This is a genomic window from Candidatus Falkowbacteria bacterium (genome assembly GCA_013336275.1).
Lineage (GTDB): Bacteria > Patescibacteriota > Patescibacteriia > Patescibacteriales > GWE2-39-37 > JAAXUA01.
Genome location: JAAXUA010000002.1, coordinates 146,437 through 161,663 on the forward strand (window position 1 = coordinate 146,437; position 15,227 = coordinate 161,663).

18 protein-coding genes and 1 tRNA gene are annotated in these 15,227 nt (G+C 50.4%); 14 read left to right on the top strand and 5 right to left on the bottom strand.

Annotated features, from left to right (window positions below):
- Positions 1-5: 5 nt before the first annotated feature.
- Positions 6-1,277 (bottom strand): hypothetical protein, encoded by a 1,272-nt coding sequence (locus HGA34_02365; GenBank protein ID NTW22370.1) that lies wholly within the window; start codon positions 1,275-1,277, stop codon positions 6-8.
- Positions 1,278-1,455: 178 nt separating this feature from the next.
- Here HGA34_02365 and HGA34_02370 point away from each other — a divergent pair.
- The 11 genes from HGA34_02370 (at position 1,456) to HGA34_02420 (ending at position 8,270) form a co-directional block, all read left to right on the top strand.
- Positions 1,456-1,530 (top strand) — tRNA-Asn (locus HGA34_02370).
- Positions 1,531-1,673: 143 nt separating this feature from the next.
- Positions 1,674-2,447 (top strand): DUF3592 domain-containing protein, encoded by a 774-nt coding sequence (locus tag HGA34_02375; protein ID NTW22371.1) that lies wholly within the window; start codon positions 1,674-1,676, stop codon positions 2,445-2,447.
- A 317-nt stretch (positions 2,448-2,764) separates the two neighbouring features.
- On the top strand, positions 2,765-3,361 hold the full coding sequence (locus HGA34_02380) for an isoprenylcysteine carboxylmethyltransferase family protein (GenBank protein ID NTW22372.1): 597 nt from the start codon (positions 2,765-2,767) through the stop codon (positions 3,359-3,361).
- A 73-nt stretch (positions 3,362-3,434) separates the two neighbouring features.
- Positions 3,435-3,800 (top strand): hypothetical protein, encoded by a 366-nt coding sequence (locus tag HGA34_02385; GenBank protein ID NTW22373.1) that lies wholly within the window; start codon positions 3,435-3,437, stop codon positions 3,798-3,800.
- 157 nt (positions 3,801-3,957) lie between these two features.
- Entirely contained in the window at positions 3,958-4,287 is a 330-nt protein-coding gene (locus tag HGA34_02390) for a hypothetical protein (protein NTW22374.1), read from the top strand.
- A complete protein-coding gene (locus tag HGA34_02395) occupies positions 4,280-4,456 on the top strand; it encodes a hypothetical protein (GenBank protein ID NTW22375.1) in 177 nt (58 codons plus the stop codon). Before HGA34_02390 ends, HGA34_02395 begins: the two co-directional genes overlap by 8 nt.
- Before the next feature lie 101 nt (positions 4,457-4,557).
- On the top strand, positions 4,558-5,448 hold the full coding sequence (locus HGA34_02400) for a VOC family protein (protein NTW22376.1): 891 nt from the start codon (positions 4,558-4,560) through the stop codon (positions 5,446-5,448).
- A gap of 61 nt (positions 5,449-5,509) precedes the next feature.
- Positions 5,510-5,878: a DUF1428 domain-containing protein gene (locus HGA34_02405; GenBank protein NTW22377.1), complete on the top strand. Its 369-nt coding sequence runs from the start codon at positions 5,510-5,512 to the stop codon at positions 5,876-5,878.
- A 149-nt stretch (positions 5,879-6,027) separates the two neighbouring features.
- Positions 6,028-6,438 (top strand): hypothetical protein, encoded by a 411-nt coding sequence (locus HGA34_02410; GenBank protein NTW22378.1) that lies wholly within the window; start codon positions 6,028-6,030, stop codon positions 6,436-6,438.
- Between the two features lie 53 nt (positions 6,439-6,491).
- Positions 6,492-7,061, top strand: a complete 570-nt coding sequence (locus tag HGA34_02415; GenBank protein NTW22379.1) for an exonuclease — start codon at positions 6,492-6,494, stop codon at positions 7,059-7,061.
- A 105-nt stretch (positions 7,062-7,166) separates the two neighbouring features.
- The gene (locus HGA34_02420) at positions 7,167-8,270 is read left to right on the top strand and encodes a hypothetical protein (GenBank protein NTW22380.1); all 1,104 of its coding nucleotides are present in this window, start codon (positions 7,167-7,169) and stop codon (positions 8,268-8,270) included.
- Here HGA34_02420 and hypE read toward each other — a convergent pair.
- The 3 genes from hypE to HGA34_02435 are packed head-to-tail and all read right to left on the bottom strand — an operon-like array spanning position 8,250 to position 10,476.
- Positions 8,250-9,236, bottom strand: coding sequence for a hydrogenase expression/formation protein HypE (gene hypE, locus HGA34_02425; GenBank protein NTW22381.1), 987 nt, complete (start codon positions 9,234-9,236; stop codon positions 8,250-8,252). The two genes, HGA34_02420 and hypE, sit on opposite strands and share 21 nt — an antisense overlap.
- Before the next feature lie 5 nt (positions 9,237-9,241).
- Positions 9,242-10,279 carry a hydrogenase formation protein HypD gene (gene hypD / locus HGA34_02430; GenBank protein ID NTW22382.1) on the bottom strand — a complete coding sequence of 346 codons (1,038 nt, stop codon included), beginning with the start codon at positions 10,277-10,279 and terminating at the stop codon, positions 9,242-9,244.
- Positions 10,276-10,476, bottom strand: a complete 201-nt coding sequence (locus tag HGA34_02435; GenBank protein ID NTW22383.1) for a HypC/HybG/HupF family hydrogenase formation chaperone — start codon at positions 10,474-10,476, stop codon at positions 10,276-10,278. The genes hypD and HGA34_02435 overlap by 4 nt, the downstream gene beginning before the upstream one ends.
- A gap of 192 nt (positions 10,477-10,668) precedes the next feature.
- On the opposite strand from HGA34_02435, the gene HGA34_02440 reads away from it, so the two are divergent.
- From HGA34_02440 to HGA34_02450, 3 genes are all read left to right on the top strand, one after another.
- On the top strand, positions 10,669-10,971 hold the full coding sequence (locus tag HGA34_02440) for a DUF1905 domain-containing protein (GenBank protein ID NTW22384.1): 303 nt from the start codon (positions 10,669-10,671) through the stop codon (positions 10,969-10,971).
- 163 nt (positions 10,972-11,134) lie between these two features.
- A complete protein-coding gene (locus HGA34_02445; GenBank protein ID NTW22385.1) occupies positions 11,135-14,002 on the top strand; it encodes a hypothetical protein in 2,868 nt (955 codons plus the stop codon).
- Positions 14,003-14,121: 119 nt separating this feature from the next.
- On the top strand, positions 14,122-14,634 hold the full coding sequence (locus HGA34_02450) for a PAS domain-containing protein (protein ID NTW22386.1): 513 nt from the start codon (positions 14,122-14,124) through the stop codon (positions 14,632-14,634).
- A gap of 53 nt (positions 14,635-14,687) precedes the next feature.
- Here HGA34_02450 and HGA34_02455 read toward each other — a convergent pair whose 3' ends face one another.
- Entirely contained in the window at positions 14,688-15,188 is a 501-nt protein-coding gene (locus HGA34_02455; GenBank protein ID NTW22387.1) for a transcription elongation factor GreB, read from the bottom strand.
- Positions 15,189-15,227: the final 39 nt, after the last annotated feature.

A 15,227-nucleotide genomic window follows, 5' to 3' on the forward strand; every position in this document is an offset into this window, starting at 1 on the left:
TTTTGTTAGTCGAAAGGGCGGCAATCCAGGATTTTTTTGGCCGATGACATCAGGCTAGTGGCCAGCTTGCGGTCTTCGGCGTGGCGTCGGGCGGCTTTGAGATAGAACTCGGCTTGGATGCCCTGAGCGCGATAGGGCAGGACCGAAGCTTGGGCCAGTGAGAACAGCACTTGACCGAGCAGAAGGCGCAAGGCTTCAGGCGACAGCTGTTTCATGGTCCAGCTTTGCATCACCACGCTCAGTTGGTCCAAGGATTCGCTGAGCCCGTCGAGAACGTTTTTTTTCTTCGTTTCGAGTGCTTGCTTGCGCCTGAGGATGAACGGCACGATAGAGGCGATCTCTTCGAGGCGTTCAGCCAAGCGGTTAAGCAGGGCGGCGGTTCTGGCAGCTTGGGCACCAGGATTGGTCCTGTCGAGCGAGTCATGCGGCTCGGTCAGATGTTTGGCTTGGCTGCGAGCCGAGCTCTTGCGAGGGTTGCGGCTGCGAGCCAGATTTCTGCCGATCTCCTCGGCCAAGTTCTTGATGTGCTCGGTCAGCTCTTCCGGTGTCAGTCTGCCTTTGATGGTAAGTTCTTTCCAGGACAAGACCAAGCCGTGAATCTGTCCGGCCAACAGCTTGAGGTCGTCGAGACGGTCGGTTTCTCCGGCTAGTTTCTCTACCGTCCCTAAATATCGGTCCAAGATATGCTGTTGCATCCTGATGGCGGCGTTGAGGTCGGCAGATTTGAATTCTACCTTTATTTCTTTGTCCGCTAAACGGTCGGTCCGGCTGAAACCCAGGACTCCCTGGACCAGCGGCTTGATGCCGGTTTGGCGCAACAATTCGAAACAGGCCTGCTCCCGGGGGTGCAAGTAGGGAAAATCGGGCAGGCGATAGGCCGGGTCCTTAATCGAATCCAGAAACAGCTGCTTTTCGGCTTCGGCTGCTGTCAACCGTTGTGAGGCCGCAAAAGCCAAAACTTGGCGATGGTACGGCCAAGCGATTTTCAGCTCCTTGTCAGTGTTGGGCTGAGGCAGGTTAGGGGGAGTAGTTTTTGCTTGAGTCTTGGCGGCGTGTCCGGAAAAGATGGCACTGACCTGCTTTCGGAGTTCGGCATAAACCTCTTTCGGCAGATTAAGGCCGATCAGCGTCTTTTCCGGAGAGGCCAGGCTTTTCTTGGTCTGAGTGACTGTGCCAGAAGCGTCTTTGCGGAAAGTGATCTGTACCAGGCCATAGGTGGCAACTACTTCGACAACGTGGTCGGTTTCCCGGTGGACTGAAATTATCTGATGCCTCATGCTATAAGCCCTCCTTTAAGGTTATTGGGAATGAACAGGCAATCGTTAATTATTGCCATATTCAGGCTTATTTGTCAATAATTTTAGCTAATATGAAATACTATTGACTCTAAGCTATAAATATCATAAAATAGCAATAACCTGCCTGAGGGCAGTTTTAGTTTGAAAAACAGAATATTCCCGGGTAGCGCAGCGGTAGCGCAGTTCGCTGTTAACGAATTGGTCGTCGGTTCGAATCCGACCCCGGGAGCCACGAAAAATAACGCCTTACATTGGTGTTATTTTTTTTGTACCCAAAAGTGGAATTCGAATTTTATGCTGTATGTTGGTATAATATAATTAAATACATTCTATTATTTGCTTCGGTCACTAAATTAAATTTAAATAGGCTGTTTTATGATTATTACAAGATCAGATAAAGCTATGGGGTTCGCCGGCTTATTGGTTTTTATGGTTGGAGTTATTGTTTTTTGGTCTTTTTCCTTGCCAGAGCTGAGGGAAACTATTAACTTGAATAAAATTGGCAAAAAAGTCGAGGGGAAAGTAATTGGTTTTGACGCTCGTATGTCTAAATCGACCAGTAATCGCAATAATGCATCGCCTAGTACAATGTCGTATTACACCAAGGTGTCTTTCGTTGATGGCATTGGCAATGAGCGTGTTTTTGTATCTAAATCGGGGTTGAGCGACCCTCCGTATGCGGTTGGCGATAAGGTGGTCGTGTTGTATGATTCTGATAATCCCCAAAATGCAAGAATCGATAGCTTCTGGGACAACTGGTTTGCAAGCGTGTTTTTAATCGTTTTTAGTTTGATATTCGGAGTAGTGGGTGGGCGCATGTCATTTCATCAACTAAGAAAAATCTTTACAAGAATGAAGCTCATCCAAAATGGCAATAAAATCAGTTGCACCGTGACAAAAATTGTAATTAATAGCCTCGTGAGAATTAATAAAAAAAACCCATTTGTTATTTGGTGCGTGTTTCAGGATCAGGCCACGGGAAAGACTTATGAATTTAGAAGTGATGATATTTGCAGCAACCCCAAAGAGTATATTAAAGTGGGCGGAAAAATAGACGTGTATTTAGATGGCTCAAATTATGAAAATTATTTTGTTGATATTTCATTCCTCCCGAAAAAAATAATCAATACTTTTGTTTCAACCAATTAATTATCGATAATTGATAATAAAGCAAATTTAATTACCTCAAGCACCCCTAAGATTACTGGGCGCTGGTTATTATTAACCAGCGTTTTGTTTTTGGAGATAATTAATGATTCTGAACAATGAAATCAGTTTTTTGTTCAAATTGACAAGGGATGTCATTTAAAGTAGGCTGATTTGAACTATATTAAATCAGACAAGGAGGTCCTGACATGGAGAAGTTGATCTTAATATTGTTTGTCCTTTTACATTATTTGTTGATACTAAATGTGCATCTCAAGCACGGACGGCCCAAGGCTGAGCGCAGTTCTACAAGGCAGCGAATGTCTGTAATCTGGCTTAAGGATTGGCTGCTTACGCCCCTGATGCTTTTGTCGGCGTTGGCGTACTTATTTTTCGGCCAGGCACGAGTCTGGACGGCAGTAACTTTTGCACCTAGCGACGCGCTGAAAATTATCGGCGGTGTCATTATCGTCACGGGTTTCGTTTTGAAATTATTGGCCTACCGCACGCTCGGACGCAATTGGTCGGCCAAGGCAAACGTCTATGACGACCACCAGTTGATAACCTCAGGTCCATACAAAGTTATCCGCCACCCCGTTTATGCAAGCTATCTCCTGACTTTTGCTGGCTTCGGAATGCTGAGTGGCAATCTGCTGTTTATCTTTTACGCCGTCGCCTATCATTCGCTCAACTTGATTCGAGCCAAGCAGGAAGAAAAAATGCTGCTGGCCAGATTCGGCGGGCAGTATCGGCGCTACCTGCAAGAAACCAGCATGTACGCCACGGCGCCCGTAGCGGTGCTAGTCATCATCTGCAATCTCCTCGGCATCATCGATGAAATGATTTACTGGCCTCTGACCGGCAACTCATTCACCTTCGACTGGGGTTATCGATTATGGCAGACACTATCAAACTGAACAGGGAGGAATTAAGCAAAAGCAGAGCAACTATTATCAACGATTTATCAGACCACAACAGGAGGGCTAGCCCATGTCACGTACAGTCAGAAGTAGTAGTGATGTCGAAGCAGAAAACAGGCTGATCGCGAAATTCACCGAAACGCTCAAGAGCTACAGGGGTATGGTCTGCCAGAATTACAATTCACGCATGGGCGATGAAGACGACAAACGCCCACTGGAGCGGCAGATTATCGAAGAGTTCGAGTCTTCTCCGGAAGAACTCAAGGGCGACTTCATGTTTCTGCTCCTGAAAATCGTGGCCGCCCCGATTACGGGCAGGGCTACGGACAGGTCCGATGGAGAATCCATGACCAGGCTTAGCGTCTGGTTGCAGAATCTGGCTTTCGAACGGCTGGCTGAGATGGAGGCAATCTGCCCATCGGCCGCCCTTCCGTAAAGGCACAACCGACAATCACGCGTATATCGCACCGCGGCAGACTAAACGTCTGCCGTTTTTTTATACTTTGCGGCCGAGCCCAGAGTCGAATTTTATGCCGAAAATTGTTATAATTTAAGTATCTGGTATGCCATCAATGCTGGAATATGATTAATTTATGCTCAAGCTGATAAAAACAATCCACACCTTGATCTGGGTGATAATGTCCGGCTCTAACTTCGTCGCCTTTTATTTCGCTTTTATGGGCAGGTTCGATGCTTGGTTCTATGTCCCCGCAGCTTTGCTATCCGTGGAGATTCTGGTCATCCTCTTCAATAGCTGGAAATGCCCAGTCACCACGATCGCGGAAAAATATACTTCTGAACGGAAGGCTAATTTTGACATTTATCTTCCGGAATGGCTGGCCAAGTACAATGTCAGGATCTTTTCCATCCTCATCATCATCGAGATAGTGATAGTTTTCATTAAGCACAAAATATATGGATGACAAAAAGGCAGCCAGCATTTTAATGGGGATATTGGATAAGCATCCTCTTAGTGAAGAAGAAAAAGAGGCTATCAAATCGGCCATCGGTATCCTTAGCTGGACTTCTTTGGCGGAAAGCAGGATAAAAAAACTCAAAGCCAAGAAAGAAAGCAGCGCCGAATGGCAATAAGAAAAGTCCTGCCAAGCCGGGACTTTTCTTATTTTACGGGGTTAATGAATTTTTAATCAGCTAGGTATACTAGTATATAGGTAGATATATAAACTAATAATATGAAAACACAAAAAATAACCACGCACCTGTGGTACGACAAAGAGGCCAAGGAGGCGGCTGAGTTTTACGTCTCGATTTTCAAGGACTCGAAAATCAATAACGTAACGACGATACATGATACGCCTTCTGGCGATGCCGATATCGTCGATATTGAGCTTGCTGGCCAGGTATTCAACCTGATTAGTGCCGGTCCGTATTTCAAATTCACGCCGGCGGTCTCATTGCTGGTCGCCTGCGATACGAAAGAGGAGGTCGACGCTTTGTGGGGCAAGCTTTATGAAGGCGGTTCGGCTTTGATGGAGTTAGGCAAGTACCCGTTCAGCGACTGGTATGGCTGGCTGCAGGACAAATACGGACTCTCGTGGCAGATCATGCTCATGGGCGAGATGAAGGCCGCGAGAAAGATAACTCCGACCATGATGTTCGTCGGTGACGTAGCTGGCAAGGCGGAGGAGGCGATAAATTTCTACGCTTCAATTTTCAGCGATTCGAAGATCGGGGGGATCATGCGCTATGGAAAGGGCGAGGAACCGGACAAGGAAGGGACGATAAAACATGCGTCTTTCGAACTTGCGGGCCTGGACTTCGCCGCGATGGACAGCGCCTGGAAGCATGAGTTCAATTTTAGCGAAGCGATTTCATTCGTCGTCCACTGCGAGACGCAAGAGGAGATAGATCATTATTGGAACAAGCTCTCGGCGGTTCCGGAGGCGGAGCAATGCGGTTGGCTCAAGGATAAGTATGGCTTCTCGTGGCAGATCGTGCCAACAGCCATGGAGGAGATGATGAAAAGCGGTGACGGGGAAAAGATGGCGCGCGTGACCCAAGCCTTTCTTAAGATGAAGAAGTTCGACATCGCTAAATTGCAAGAAGCATATGAAGGCAAATAACGCTTAATAATTTATTCATCTCGGCTTATTATGTTGACTATATAATAATTAAGTTAAAAATATGGCAAAGTATGTAGATGGATATGTCCTTCCGATTCAAAAGAAGAATCTCCCTGCTTATCTAAAAATGGCCAAAAAGGGGGCCAAGATTTGGAAGAAATACGGCGCTTTAGAATATTTCGAGTGCGCCGGCGATGACCTTAACCCGAAGTGGCCCGGAGTCAAATTTCCGCGCCTGATTGGCGCCAAACCGAGCGAGACGGTGATATTCTCGTTCGTGGTCTTCAAGTCACGGGCCGATCGTGATCGCATCAATGCGAAGGTGATGAAGGACCCGGACATGAGCGACCCGACTTATATGGGCGAGCTGATGCCGTTCGATGAGAAGCGCATGGTTTACGGCGGATTCAAAACCATAGTCGAGGGTTAGTGCGAATTTTGGACAAGTTTCTTGCAAGTTGACTAAAATGTCGAATATTGCTAAGTTTTGATGATAAAAACTGATTAATTATCAGTTTTTATTGCTGTTTGGCAAAGTTTTAAGGCCTTCGGGACCTATCAATCGACGAGGAGGAGAAAATGGACCATCGACTGAGAGATGAATTGGTAATCGTCCGGGTAGCGGGGAGCGACTTCTGCGCCCACCTGGTCAAGATGCCAGGCATGACCGTGCGCGAGATGCTTGTCAGTGCTGGCGTGCTGAACGAGAAGGCGCCGAAATTGGACCGCATCCACGCTTTCGGCTGCAAAGACAAGCCTGGCCTGTGGGTCGACCTCATCTGCCGGGACGACGAAGAGGCTCCGGACCATGATCTGATGGCCGCACTGCTTGATCTGCTGTGGCTGTATTGTTCGAAGGACCTTGGAACGCGGACGGGGTTTTTCAAGAAGATCATCGAATCGTTCAGCGCCATGGATGACAGGCATTTTTCGGCCCTGCTCAACTCGCTGACGCTCAAGCGCAAGACAATCAAGGCACTGGCTGCCTAGTCCTTGCGAAAAGAGAAGCAAGAAGTCCATTCCCAATTCGAAGGAGGTAGATCATGTCGGAGATATTCATCAGCGCCGATATCGAAGCCGACGGACGGGTGCCAGGTATCAATTCCATGATTTCCCTGGGTTCGGTGGCTTTCCGGGTCGGCGCTTCAGGCTACGAGCAGATCAGCACGTTCGAAGCTAATCTGCTGGAACTGGAAGGCGCGGTGCAGGACGAGGAGGTAATGGCTTGGTGGCAGAAATTCCCGGACGCCTGGGAGAGATGCCGGCTCAATGCCCAGCCGCCCGAGGATGTCATGCGTCGGTATCTCGCCTGGATCAAGTCTTTGCCCGGCCCCGCCGGCCTGGTCGCTTATCCGGGGTCGTTCGACTTCATGTTCATTTACTGGTATCTCTATGCCTTGACCCGGCAGCGGCCATTCACCGCCGCAGCCCTCTGTGTCAAGACTTACGCCATGTCGATGCTCAAGCATCCGTCGTGGCTCAAGTTCGAGCGCAAATTGATTCCGGAAAAGTATCTTTCTGCCCACCCGCACGACCATACGCCCTTGAACGACTCGATCGAGCAAGCACAGATATTCGCCGCCCTTTATTATGACAACGTCATCGGCCGCTAAGGTGGCCCGAAGCGAAGCCCGGACGTGAACCGGGCTTCTTTTTTTTGCCATTTTGACGGCAGGGGCGGAGTGGGCTATATTTTAGGGACTGAATAGCATGAGATTATGGAATACCGCCTGCCGCTAAAAACCGCAGAAGTCATCGTTGCCATGGGTCCGGAGTCGGATGGCAATTTTTCAGTTTGCACGAATGGCAAGATATATCATTCGGAGTCATTCGGCGACCTACTTGAAGAAAAAAATTTCCGCAGTTTCAAATCAGCCCTGCAGAAATACCTCAAGCGAGAGGGGCTTGTGCCGACAGTCGTCTTGACCGACCTGCACCCGGATTTCCTGACGACGATATACGGCAGGGAGCTGGCTAAGAAAAACAAGGCGCGACTGGCAACGGTCCAGCACCACTTGGCCCACGTCTTTTCGGCGGTGGGTGATCGGCTGATCGATGGGCAGACGCATCCGGATTCGTTCGTCGGTATTGCCGCTGACGGTACAGGCCTGGGCGATGACGGGCTGATCTGGGGCGGGGAAATCTTTAAAATCAATATCTCTAAAAAACAGGCTTCAATCACGCGGATCGGCCATCTGGAGAATCAGACTCTGATCGGCGGCGACCTGGCCATCAGGGAACCGGCCCGTGTCTTGGTCAGTGTCCTGGGCAAGTTTCTTGGTCCAGCCGAAGTTTTTAGCCTGATCAAGCAATATTATCCTAAAAAGACATTCGATCTTCTTGTTGCCCAAGCATCACAGCGATTCAACTGCTATGAGACTTCAAGCACCGGCCGTATCCTCGATGCCGCCGCCGTCCTATTGGGCTTTTCGCCCAACGAGCGGAAACGCAAGCATGGACCAATCGCCTGCCTGGAGGAGAATTCCTCGACGCCATATCTGCTCAAACCCGCCGTAACCGAAGACGATGGCATGCTCATATTGAAAACTACCGAGCTGTTCGCTTATCTGGCGGCTCGCCTGGATGGGGACAAGCGCCGCCTGGCCGCCACCGCGCAAAAGTATATCGCCGACGGCCTCGGTGAAATCGCCAAGACCGGACAGGCACCGATCTATTTTGCCGGCGGCATGGCTAATAACAAAATCATTTCTTCCGTCCTGGCCGACCAGGGCGCATATCTGAGTACGAAAATCCCGCGCGGGGACGCGGGAATAAGTTTCGGTCAGGTCATCTATTTTTTGCTAGCAGATTCTCGGGATTAATTTGCCTCTGGGCGTTTCGATCCTTTTTTCACTGCCGAGCGAGGTCTTGAGGAAAACACCGCGGCCTTTCTCGACGCGGCCGATCACTTTGGCTTCCTTGTTGAATTTCTTCAAGGGGGTCAGGACCTTGCCGGCATCGCGCTGGCTAACCGTCGCCACGAAGCGGCCTTCTGAAGGAAAAGAGAATTTATCGATGCCTAAAAGCTCGGACAAGGCGACGGCTTCTTTGCCGAAAGGCAGAGTGGCTTCGTCCAGGACGAATCGGGCTTTGGCCTTGTCAGCCATCTCGTTCAAGACGGCGGCCACGCCGCCTCTGGTCGGGTCTTTGGCTGAAGTCAGATATTTGCCGACGCTCGCGAGTTCTTTGATGAACGGCCGGCAATCGCTTTTGATCTTGGTCCGGTAATCGAACCTCTTGGACAGCAGGGCGACGGTGTGGTCGCCCAGATTGCCCGAGGCGATGATCAGGTCGCCGACACGGGCGCCGGCGTTGTCGATGACTTTGCTGGCCAAGCCGACACCGGCGGTCGTGATCTCGATCTTATCTAATTTGCCCCGTTCCGTAACCTTGGTGTCGCCGGTGACGATCGGCACGCCGGTCTGTTTCGAGACTTCGTTGATGGATTTGATGATGGTAATCAGGTCCTTTTCCGGAAAACCTTCCTCGATGATCAAGCTCAGAGAGATGCCGATCGGCGTAGCGCCCATGACGCATAGGTCGTTGATGGTGCCGCACATGGCGATCTTGCCGATATCGCCGCCAGGGAAGAATATCGGATCGACGATGAAACCGTCGGTAGTGAAGACCAGCTTCTTGCCGCCCAAGTCATATATGGCGCCGTCATCGCCGGTGTTCTTCCAGGCGCCTTTGACCGCCAGGGTCTTGCGGATGATGCTTATCAGCTGCGACGACTTTTCGCCGCCGCCGCCCTGGTCCAATTCGATAGTTTTGATATTTTCTGGCATATTTTTTATTGATTGAAGCGGAAGCGGATATTGCACGCCCCCTCGACCGAAACCATGCAAGCGCCGTAGGGCTGGTCCGGATTGCAGGCCTTGCCGAACAGGGCACAGTCCGTCGGCTCGATCAGTCCCTGGAGCACCAGGCCGCATTTGCAGGCAGTCGGTTTGGCTGGTCGGTGTCTGACTTCGCTGACAATTTTTTTGTATATCTGCGAAGCGTCTCGATCCTTGAAGGCTGGCCGGATCTCGAGCCCGCTGCCGGGTATCAGCCCTAGACCGCGCCACCGGGCATCGGTCACTTGGAAAACTTCGTCGCTGATATCACGGGCGCGTTTGTTGCCCTCAGCTCGTACTACTCGGGTGTATTCATTTTCAACTCGCGGCTCTTTGGCCAAGATCTGGCTGAGTAGCATGTCGATGGCTTTGAGCACGTCCACGGCCGAGAAGCCGGCGATTACCTGAGGAACTTTGAATTGGCTGTATACTGCGGTGCCGATGATGGCGCTGACGTGACCAGGGTCGATGAAACCGTCGAGGCGATTATCTTTGTTGGCCAACAGAGCGGCCATGGCTGGTGGGAAAAGCTTGTGGGCCGAATAGACGGTCAGGCCCTTTTTAATGGCCCAGGCGGTCATGGGAGTAGTAGTTTCGAAGCCGAGCCCGAAAAATACCAGCCTTGGCTTGGACTTGGACAGCTCCAGGGCCTGTGTCGTGTCGTAGACGATATTGACGTCAGCCCCGCGCCGTCGGGCCTCCTCAAGGCTCATGACGTTGCCAGGCACGCGCAGGGTGTCGCCGTAAATGGCTACCGGGACATCGTTGAGGGCAAGCTCGACCATGACGTCGATATCTGATTGGTCGGTGACGCAGACTGGGCAGCCGGGTCCGGTGACCAAAGAGACATTGGCCGGCAAAAGTTTCTTGAGGCCGTGTATCGCGATTGATTGGGAGTGCGTACCGCAGAGTTCCATCAGCTTGACGGGCCGATCGAGTTTCTGCGCCTTGGCGGCGATGCTGGAGATGATTTGCTGCGGATTCTGGCTCATTGGTTCAGGAATTGATAAGCTTCTTTGGCCGATTTCTCATCGGTCTTCTCGATAGCGAAGCCTGCGTGAACCACGACATATTCGCCGACCGCGGCTTTTATCAAGGAAACATTGATTTCCTTTTGGATGCCATTGAAATCGGCCAAGGCGATTTCGCCGGTGACTTCGAGTATTTTACCGGGAACAGCTAAACACATAGGGTAAGAAAATTATTATTCCTGTATTGTACTGGAAAAAGGCAAAAATAGCTAATTTGCAAATGCTTACGTTGCCCTTTCCGGGAGCTGGGGAATCCGCGATTTTGCTGCTATGATTATAGTATTGATGGGGCGTTAATCTTTGTCTGAGAAAGTATCGGCAGAGTTGAAGATTATTAAATCGGCAATCATATGAAGGGTTTGCGTTATGAAATAAAGGCTGAAGTCTGGTTGTATCAAGGAGCGGGCAGCTGGTATTTCGTCTCAGTGCCGCCAGCCATCTCTAATGAGATCAGGGAACTGTTCGGTAGCATGAGCCGCGGTTGGGGCTCTTTGCCGGTCAATGCCACGATCGGCAAGACGGTTTGGCGGACTTCGATTTTCCCTGACAAGAAGAAAGGGACCTACATCTTGCCGCTCAAGGCAGAAATCAGAAAAAAGGAAGGTATCGAGGCCGGGGATGAGCTGGTCCTAGCTCTGGAAATCATGATCTGACTGCTAATATCAAACGAATAATAAAGAAGGGTCACAGCCACAATGGCTGAGGCGCTTTTTTTTGTTTATTTTTAGCTAAATTTGTTCATCTCCTGGGCATTGACAAAACATTGGATTCGTGATATATTATTATGATTTTTTAAGTAACGTTAGCAAATCACCAATGAGGCTTTGGAAAAGCAAGGTTATCGTAATAACGGCGACATTGATCTTTGCCGCCAGCGTGATTATCCAGGTTGTTCTCAGTTTGGATGATTTTTTTGCGTCCAAAAAAGACGCCGGACCGGCCAAGGCTGGCGATGTTGGCCAAGTGCCGATCATTTCGGTCGATTTTTCCAAGGATTCGGGCACGATCAGCGACAAGATTTTCGGCGAGGGGGTCGAGATGCCTTTTCTGGATAACATTTGGGACAAGAATGCTGGCTTCGATCAGAACACCCTGAACGTGGCCAAGGCCATCAAATTTACCAATCTCCGTTTCGGCGGCGCCACTTGCCGCACCTATAACTGGAAGAACGAAGCCATGACGGGTTATCGGCCATATCAGAAAATCTATTGGGAAGGTATCGATCAGTGGTATCAGTACGCTAAACTGCTCGAGTTGCCGGCCCCGACTATTTGCACGAATATCCATCTGACTCCCCAGGATTCGGCCGATTGGGTCAGGTATGCCAATATCGAAAAAGGCTATGACATCATCAACTGGGAGATGGGCAACGAAGAGTACCTGGCCTATACGAGCGTCGATGATTATCTGCGCGATGCCCGGGCTCACTGCGCTGCCATGAAGGCGGTCGACGGCAGGGTCAAGTGCGGCGTGGTCGGCGACGAGAAGGCTGTCAGCTGGACCAACGCCCAGCTGCTTTCGAAATTGAAGCCTGGCGAATTCGATTTTTTCGTAGCGCACTTCTACGAGCCGGAAAGTTATTATAATTACTACTCGCTGTACATGAACAGCGACAAATACGAGAAGAAGGTCAACCTCAAGGCCGGCAAATACCGTTTCACCTTCTACGCCATAGGCGACCAAGCCCCGGAAAACAGCGATCCTGTTCCGACCATGCAGGTCTGTTTCGACAAGGACTGCTCCTGGACCGATGTCGCCAACACCGAACGGGGCAAGTGGGTAAAGTATTCAAGCAGGGAACATGAGGTAAAAGCCGGAGCACACACCATAACCTTCCGTTTGGCCGATGATTATTACGGCTGGACCAGCCGCCAGGACAAGAACATCTTCGCGGCCAATATCAGCTTGGTCAATAATTTTTCCGACGAGACCAAGCTCGATTTCGTCGATACCAAAGCCTGGACCTATTCTTTCCTTGCCTCCAATCTTTCGACTGAAGACTCGATCAAGGGCATCAGGACATTGATGGACAAATACAAGGTCCAGATGCCTATTTTCATCACCGAATACGGTTGGAGCTACGGCGTCGAGGCCTATCCGAACTGGGGGCAGCAATACGATTGGCGCTCCACCTTGTTCGATGTCTTGCATATCCAGTCATTGATCAAAGAGGCCATTCCTCAGGCCAATATCTGGAAAGACTTGTCGACCGGCTATTGGAAGTATTTTTCCGATGATATCAAGGGCCAGAACTATTGGCCGATCTTCTCGGTCTTCAAGCTGCTGTCGGAAAAGACCGGTAATGTCTTGGTCGAAACTAAGATCGAGAACGTGCCGACCTACAATGCCCAGAAATTCCAGACCGAGGCGCGCGAGAATATCCCGTATTTATCTATAATTTCCAGCAAGAACGGAACCAAAAATTATATCAATGTGGTCAACCGGAGCCAGGACAGCGCCATCTTGGCCACGATCAGGACCAATATCGACTATACCACCGTCAAGGTTTCGGAAATTGCTCCGTCTTCGATGGAGGCTCATCCTTATCGCGACGACGGGTATAAGGAAAATATCACGACTCAGGACAAGACGTTGTCCGTGAGCGGCGATTTCAATTACAGTTTCAAGCCGTTCTCTGTGACCACTTTCGAATTCAATGTCACGGCTCCGCTGATTTCCGGCGGCTATCCGGCCAGCATCTTGCCGGCGACGGCTGACCATGCGACGTTGCGGGTAAATACTGACAAGCCGGCCAGCTGCCGCTACAGCCTCAAACCGAACGAGAGTTATCCTGCCATGGAGCGGCAGCCTTTCGTCACGGCTAATGGCGTGACCCATACGGTCACCGTGCCAGGTTTGAAGCCGGGCAAGTCTTATGAGTATTTCGTCAAATGCCAGAACGGCGGCGGCGCTTCCAACACTTCCGATTATCATATCAGATTCAGCATCGCTGCTCCGGCCAACCCGACAAGCTGCATCCTGTCTCCGGATGGAGGCAATCATTTCCGCGGCCGGAACGTCACTATAAATTGCGGGCAGAACGTCGTGGCCGCCAGCTATCAATGGGACCAGGGACCGGTGATCGAATTCAAGAACAGCACCTCGACCTGGTTTGCCGCGGACAAGAAAAGGACCCTAAACCTCAAATACCGCTACCGCCCCAATTCTCAAGGATCGGCGGCAGAAAAACAAGTCAAAATCGCCAAAGCTTTTGACGCGAACCAGAGGTTCTGTAACATTTCTCCTGGAGGCGGCATCTTCACCCGCGAGGTCAATGTCTTCATCGAGTGTGGCAAGAACGTTAAGCGCAGCACTTGGCGCTGGGGCAACGGCCCGGTCTATAACTTCAGCCCGTCCACCGATGTGAAATTTGCCGGTGATTTTTCAAAGAGCCTGATCATCTCTTTCGCTTACGATCAGGCCAATGGCAAAGGAGTGGAGGAGAAGATCGTCAGATTTTCCAAGAATTTCCAAGTGCCTCAGTGCGTCGATTCCGATAGCGGCAAGAACCAATTCCAGCGAGGCTCGCTGCTTTACACCGGTCAGACTATCAAGCGCAGTTACGCTGACACCTGCAACGGCAGCGCCTTAACCGAGTATTATTGCAAAGGCGGGTTGATGGGCTTTGTCAGGATCCAGTGTCCGGACGGCTGTGCCAACGGGGCCTGTATTTCCAAAAAGTAGCTTGATAATATGGAAAAGGCTCCGACTAGGGGCCTTTTTTTGTTTGCGGCTTATGTGCTAAAATAGAATCAGCCCTTGGATAAAGAAAACCATGGGCGGATATAATTCAAACCAACTATATGTTCGGCAAAAAAAAGACACCAAGCGAGCTTTATTTGAGAATTTTGGATAATTTCCCCAATCCGATCTGGCGGGCCGGCACTGATGCCAAGTGTAATTTCTTCAACAAGGCCTGGCTTCAATTTACCGGACGCACCATGGACCAGGAAATGGGCGATGGTTGGGTCGAGGGCGTGCATCCGGACGAGCTCCAGGCTTGCGTAGCTGACTATCTCGAAGCCTTCAATGCCCGCCGATCTTTCAAGCTCGAGTACCGGCTGAAGCATGCTGACGGAACCTATCACTGGCTTTTGGATTTCGGCAGCCCATTCTTCGATGACGACGGCACATTTTTGGGCTACATCGGCTCCTGCTATGATGAGAACGAACTCAAGCTCAGCGTTGAAAAGACCAACAAGGATAACGCCGAGCTGGAAGAGTTGAACATCATGATGTCGGGACGTGAAAAGAAAATGATTGAACTCAAAGAGGAGATCGAGCGGCTGAAAAAGAAGTACGGCGAAGAACGATAATCATACCTATAACAAAACAAGCTCCGAAAGGAGCTTGTTTTGTTATATGAGGCTTATTCGATTCTTACAATCTTATATTCGACGTTCTTGCTGGCGGTGATTACGCGCTTGACCTCGCCGACCGAGCCGCCGAGCAGGGCACGGCCGACTGGGGAGTTGCGGGAGATGACGTCGGAGAACGGGTCGGTTTCGGAAGAGCCCAGGATCAGGAAGGTCTTCTCTTTGCCATTGACCTCGACCGTGACTTTACTGCCCAGCTCAACTAGCCCGGTCTTAGGTCCAGGCTTGATGATGACCGCCTGCTTGAGGTGCTCTTCCATGTCTATGACTCGCTGGTTGATACCGCGCAAGCGGCCCTTGGCCATGCTGTAGGCGGCGTTATCTGAAAAATCGCCCATCTCGGCCAACCTCTTGACTTCGGCCGCTGCCCGCGGGTGGCTGACTTTTTTCAGGCGTTCCAGCTTGGCTTTGAGCTCGTTGAACTTATCCTCTGTCATGTGAGGATCGGGCTTCAAGTGGGTGTATTTCCCGGGTTTTCTGACTGGTACTTGCATAAGCTTATTATATTGGCTCAGATGGGTAATGGCAAGGAT

Coding starts and splice junctions, on each gene's coding strand:
- HGA34_02445 (NTW22385.1), top strand. CDS start 11,135: ATGAGGCTTTGGAAAAGCAAGGTTATCGTAATAACGGCGACATTGATC.
- HGA34_02385 (NTW22373.1), top strand. CDS start 3,435: ATGTCACGTACAGTCAGAAGTAGTAGTGATGTCGAAGCAGAAAACAGG.
- HGA34_02405 (NTW22377.1), top strand. CDS start 5,510: ATGGCAAAGTATGTAGATGGATATGTCCTTCCGATTCAAAAGAAGAAT.
- HGA34_02440 (NTW22384.1), top strand. CDS start 10,669: ATGAAGGGTTTGCGTTATGAAATAAAGGCTGAAGTCTGGTTGTATCAA.
- hypE (NTW22381.1), bottom strand. CDS start 9,236: ATGCCAGAAAATATCAAAACTATCGAATTGGACCAGGGCGGCGGCGGC.
- HGA34_02455 (NTW22387.1), bottom strand. CDS start 15,188: ATGCAAGTACCAGTCAGAAAACCCGGGAAATACACCCACTTGAAGCCC.
- HGA34_02410 (NTW22378.1), top strand. CDS start 6,028: ATGGACCATCGACTGAGAGATGAATTGGTAATCGTCCGGGTAGCGGGG.
- HGA34_02415 (NTW22379.1), top strand. CDS start 6,492: ATGTCGGAGATATTCATCAGCGCCGATATCGAAGCCGACGGACGGGTG.
- HGA34_02390 (NTW22374.1), top strand. CDS start 3,958: ATGCTCAAGCTGATAAAAACAATCCACACCTTGATCTGGGTGATAATG.
- HGA34_02395 (NTW22375.1), top strand. CDS start 4,280: ATGGATGACAAAAAGGCAGCCAGCATTTTAATGGGGATATTGGATAAG.
- HGA34_02375 (NTW22371.1), top strand. CDS start 1,674: ATGATTATTACAAGATCAGATAAAGCTATGGGGTTCGCCGGCTTATTG.
- HGA34_02400 (NTW22376.1), top strand. CDS start 4,558: ATGAAAACACAAAAAATAACCACGCACCTGTGGTACGACAAAGAGGCC.
- hypD (NTW22382.1), bottom strand. CDS start 10,279: ATGAGCCAGAATCCGCAGCAAATCATCTCCAGCATCGCCGCCAAGGCG.
- HGA34_02435 (NTW22383.1), bottom strand. CDS start 10,476: ATGTGTTTAGCTGTTCCCGGTAAAATACTCGAAGTCACCGGCGAAATC.
- HGA34_02380 (NTW22372.1), top strand. CDS start 2,765: ATGTCTGTAATCTGGCTTAAGGATTGGCTGCTTACGCCCCTGATGCTT.
- HGA34_02365 (NTW22370.1), bottom strand. CDS start 1,277: ATGAGGCATCAGATAATTTCAGTCCACCGGGAAACCGACCACGTTGTC.
- HGA34_02450 (NTW22386.1), top strand. CDS start 14,122: ATGTTCGGCAAAAAAAAGACACCAAGCGAGCTTTATTTGAGAATTTTG.
- HGA34_02420 (NTW22380.1), top strand. CDS start 7,167: ATGGAATACCGCCTGCCGCTAAAAACCGCAGAAGTCATCGTTGCCATG.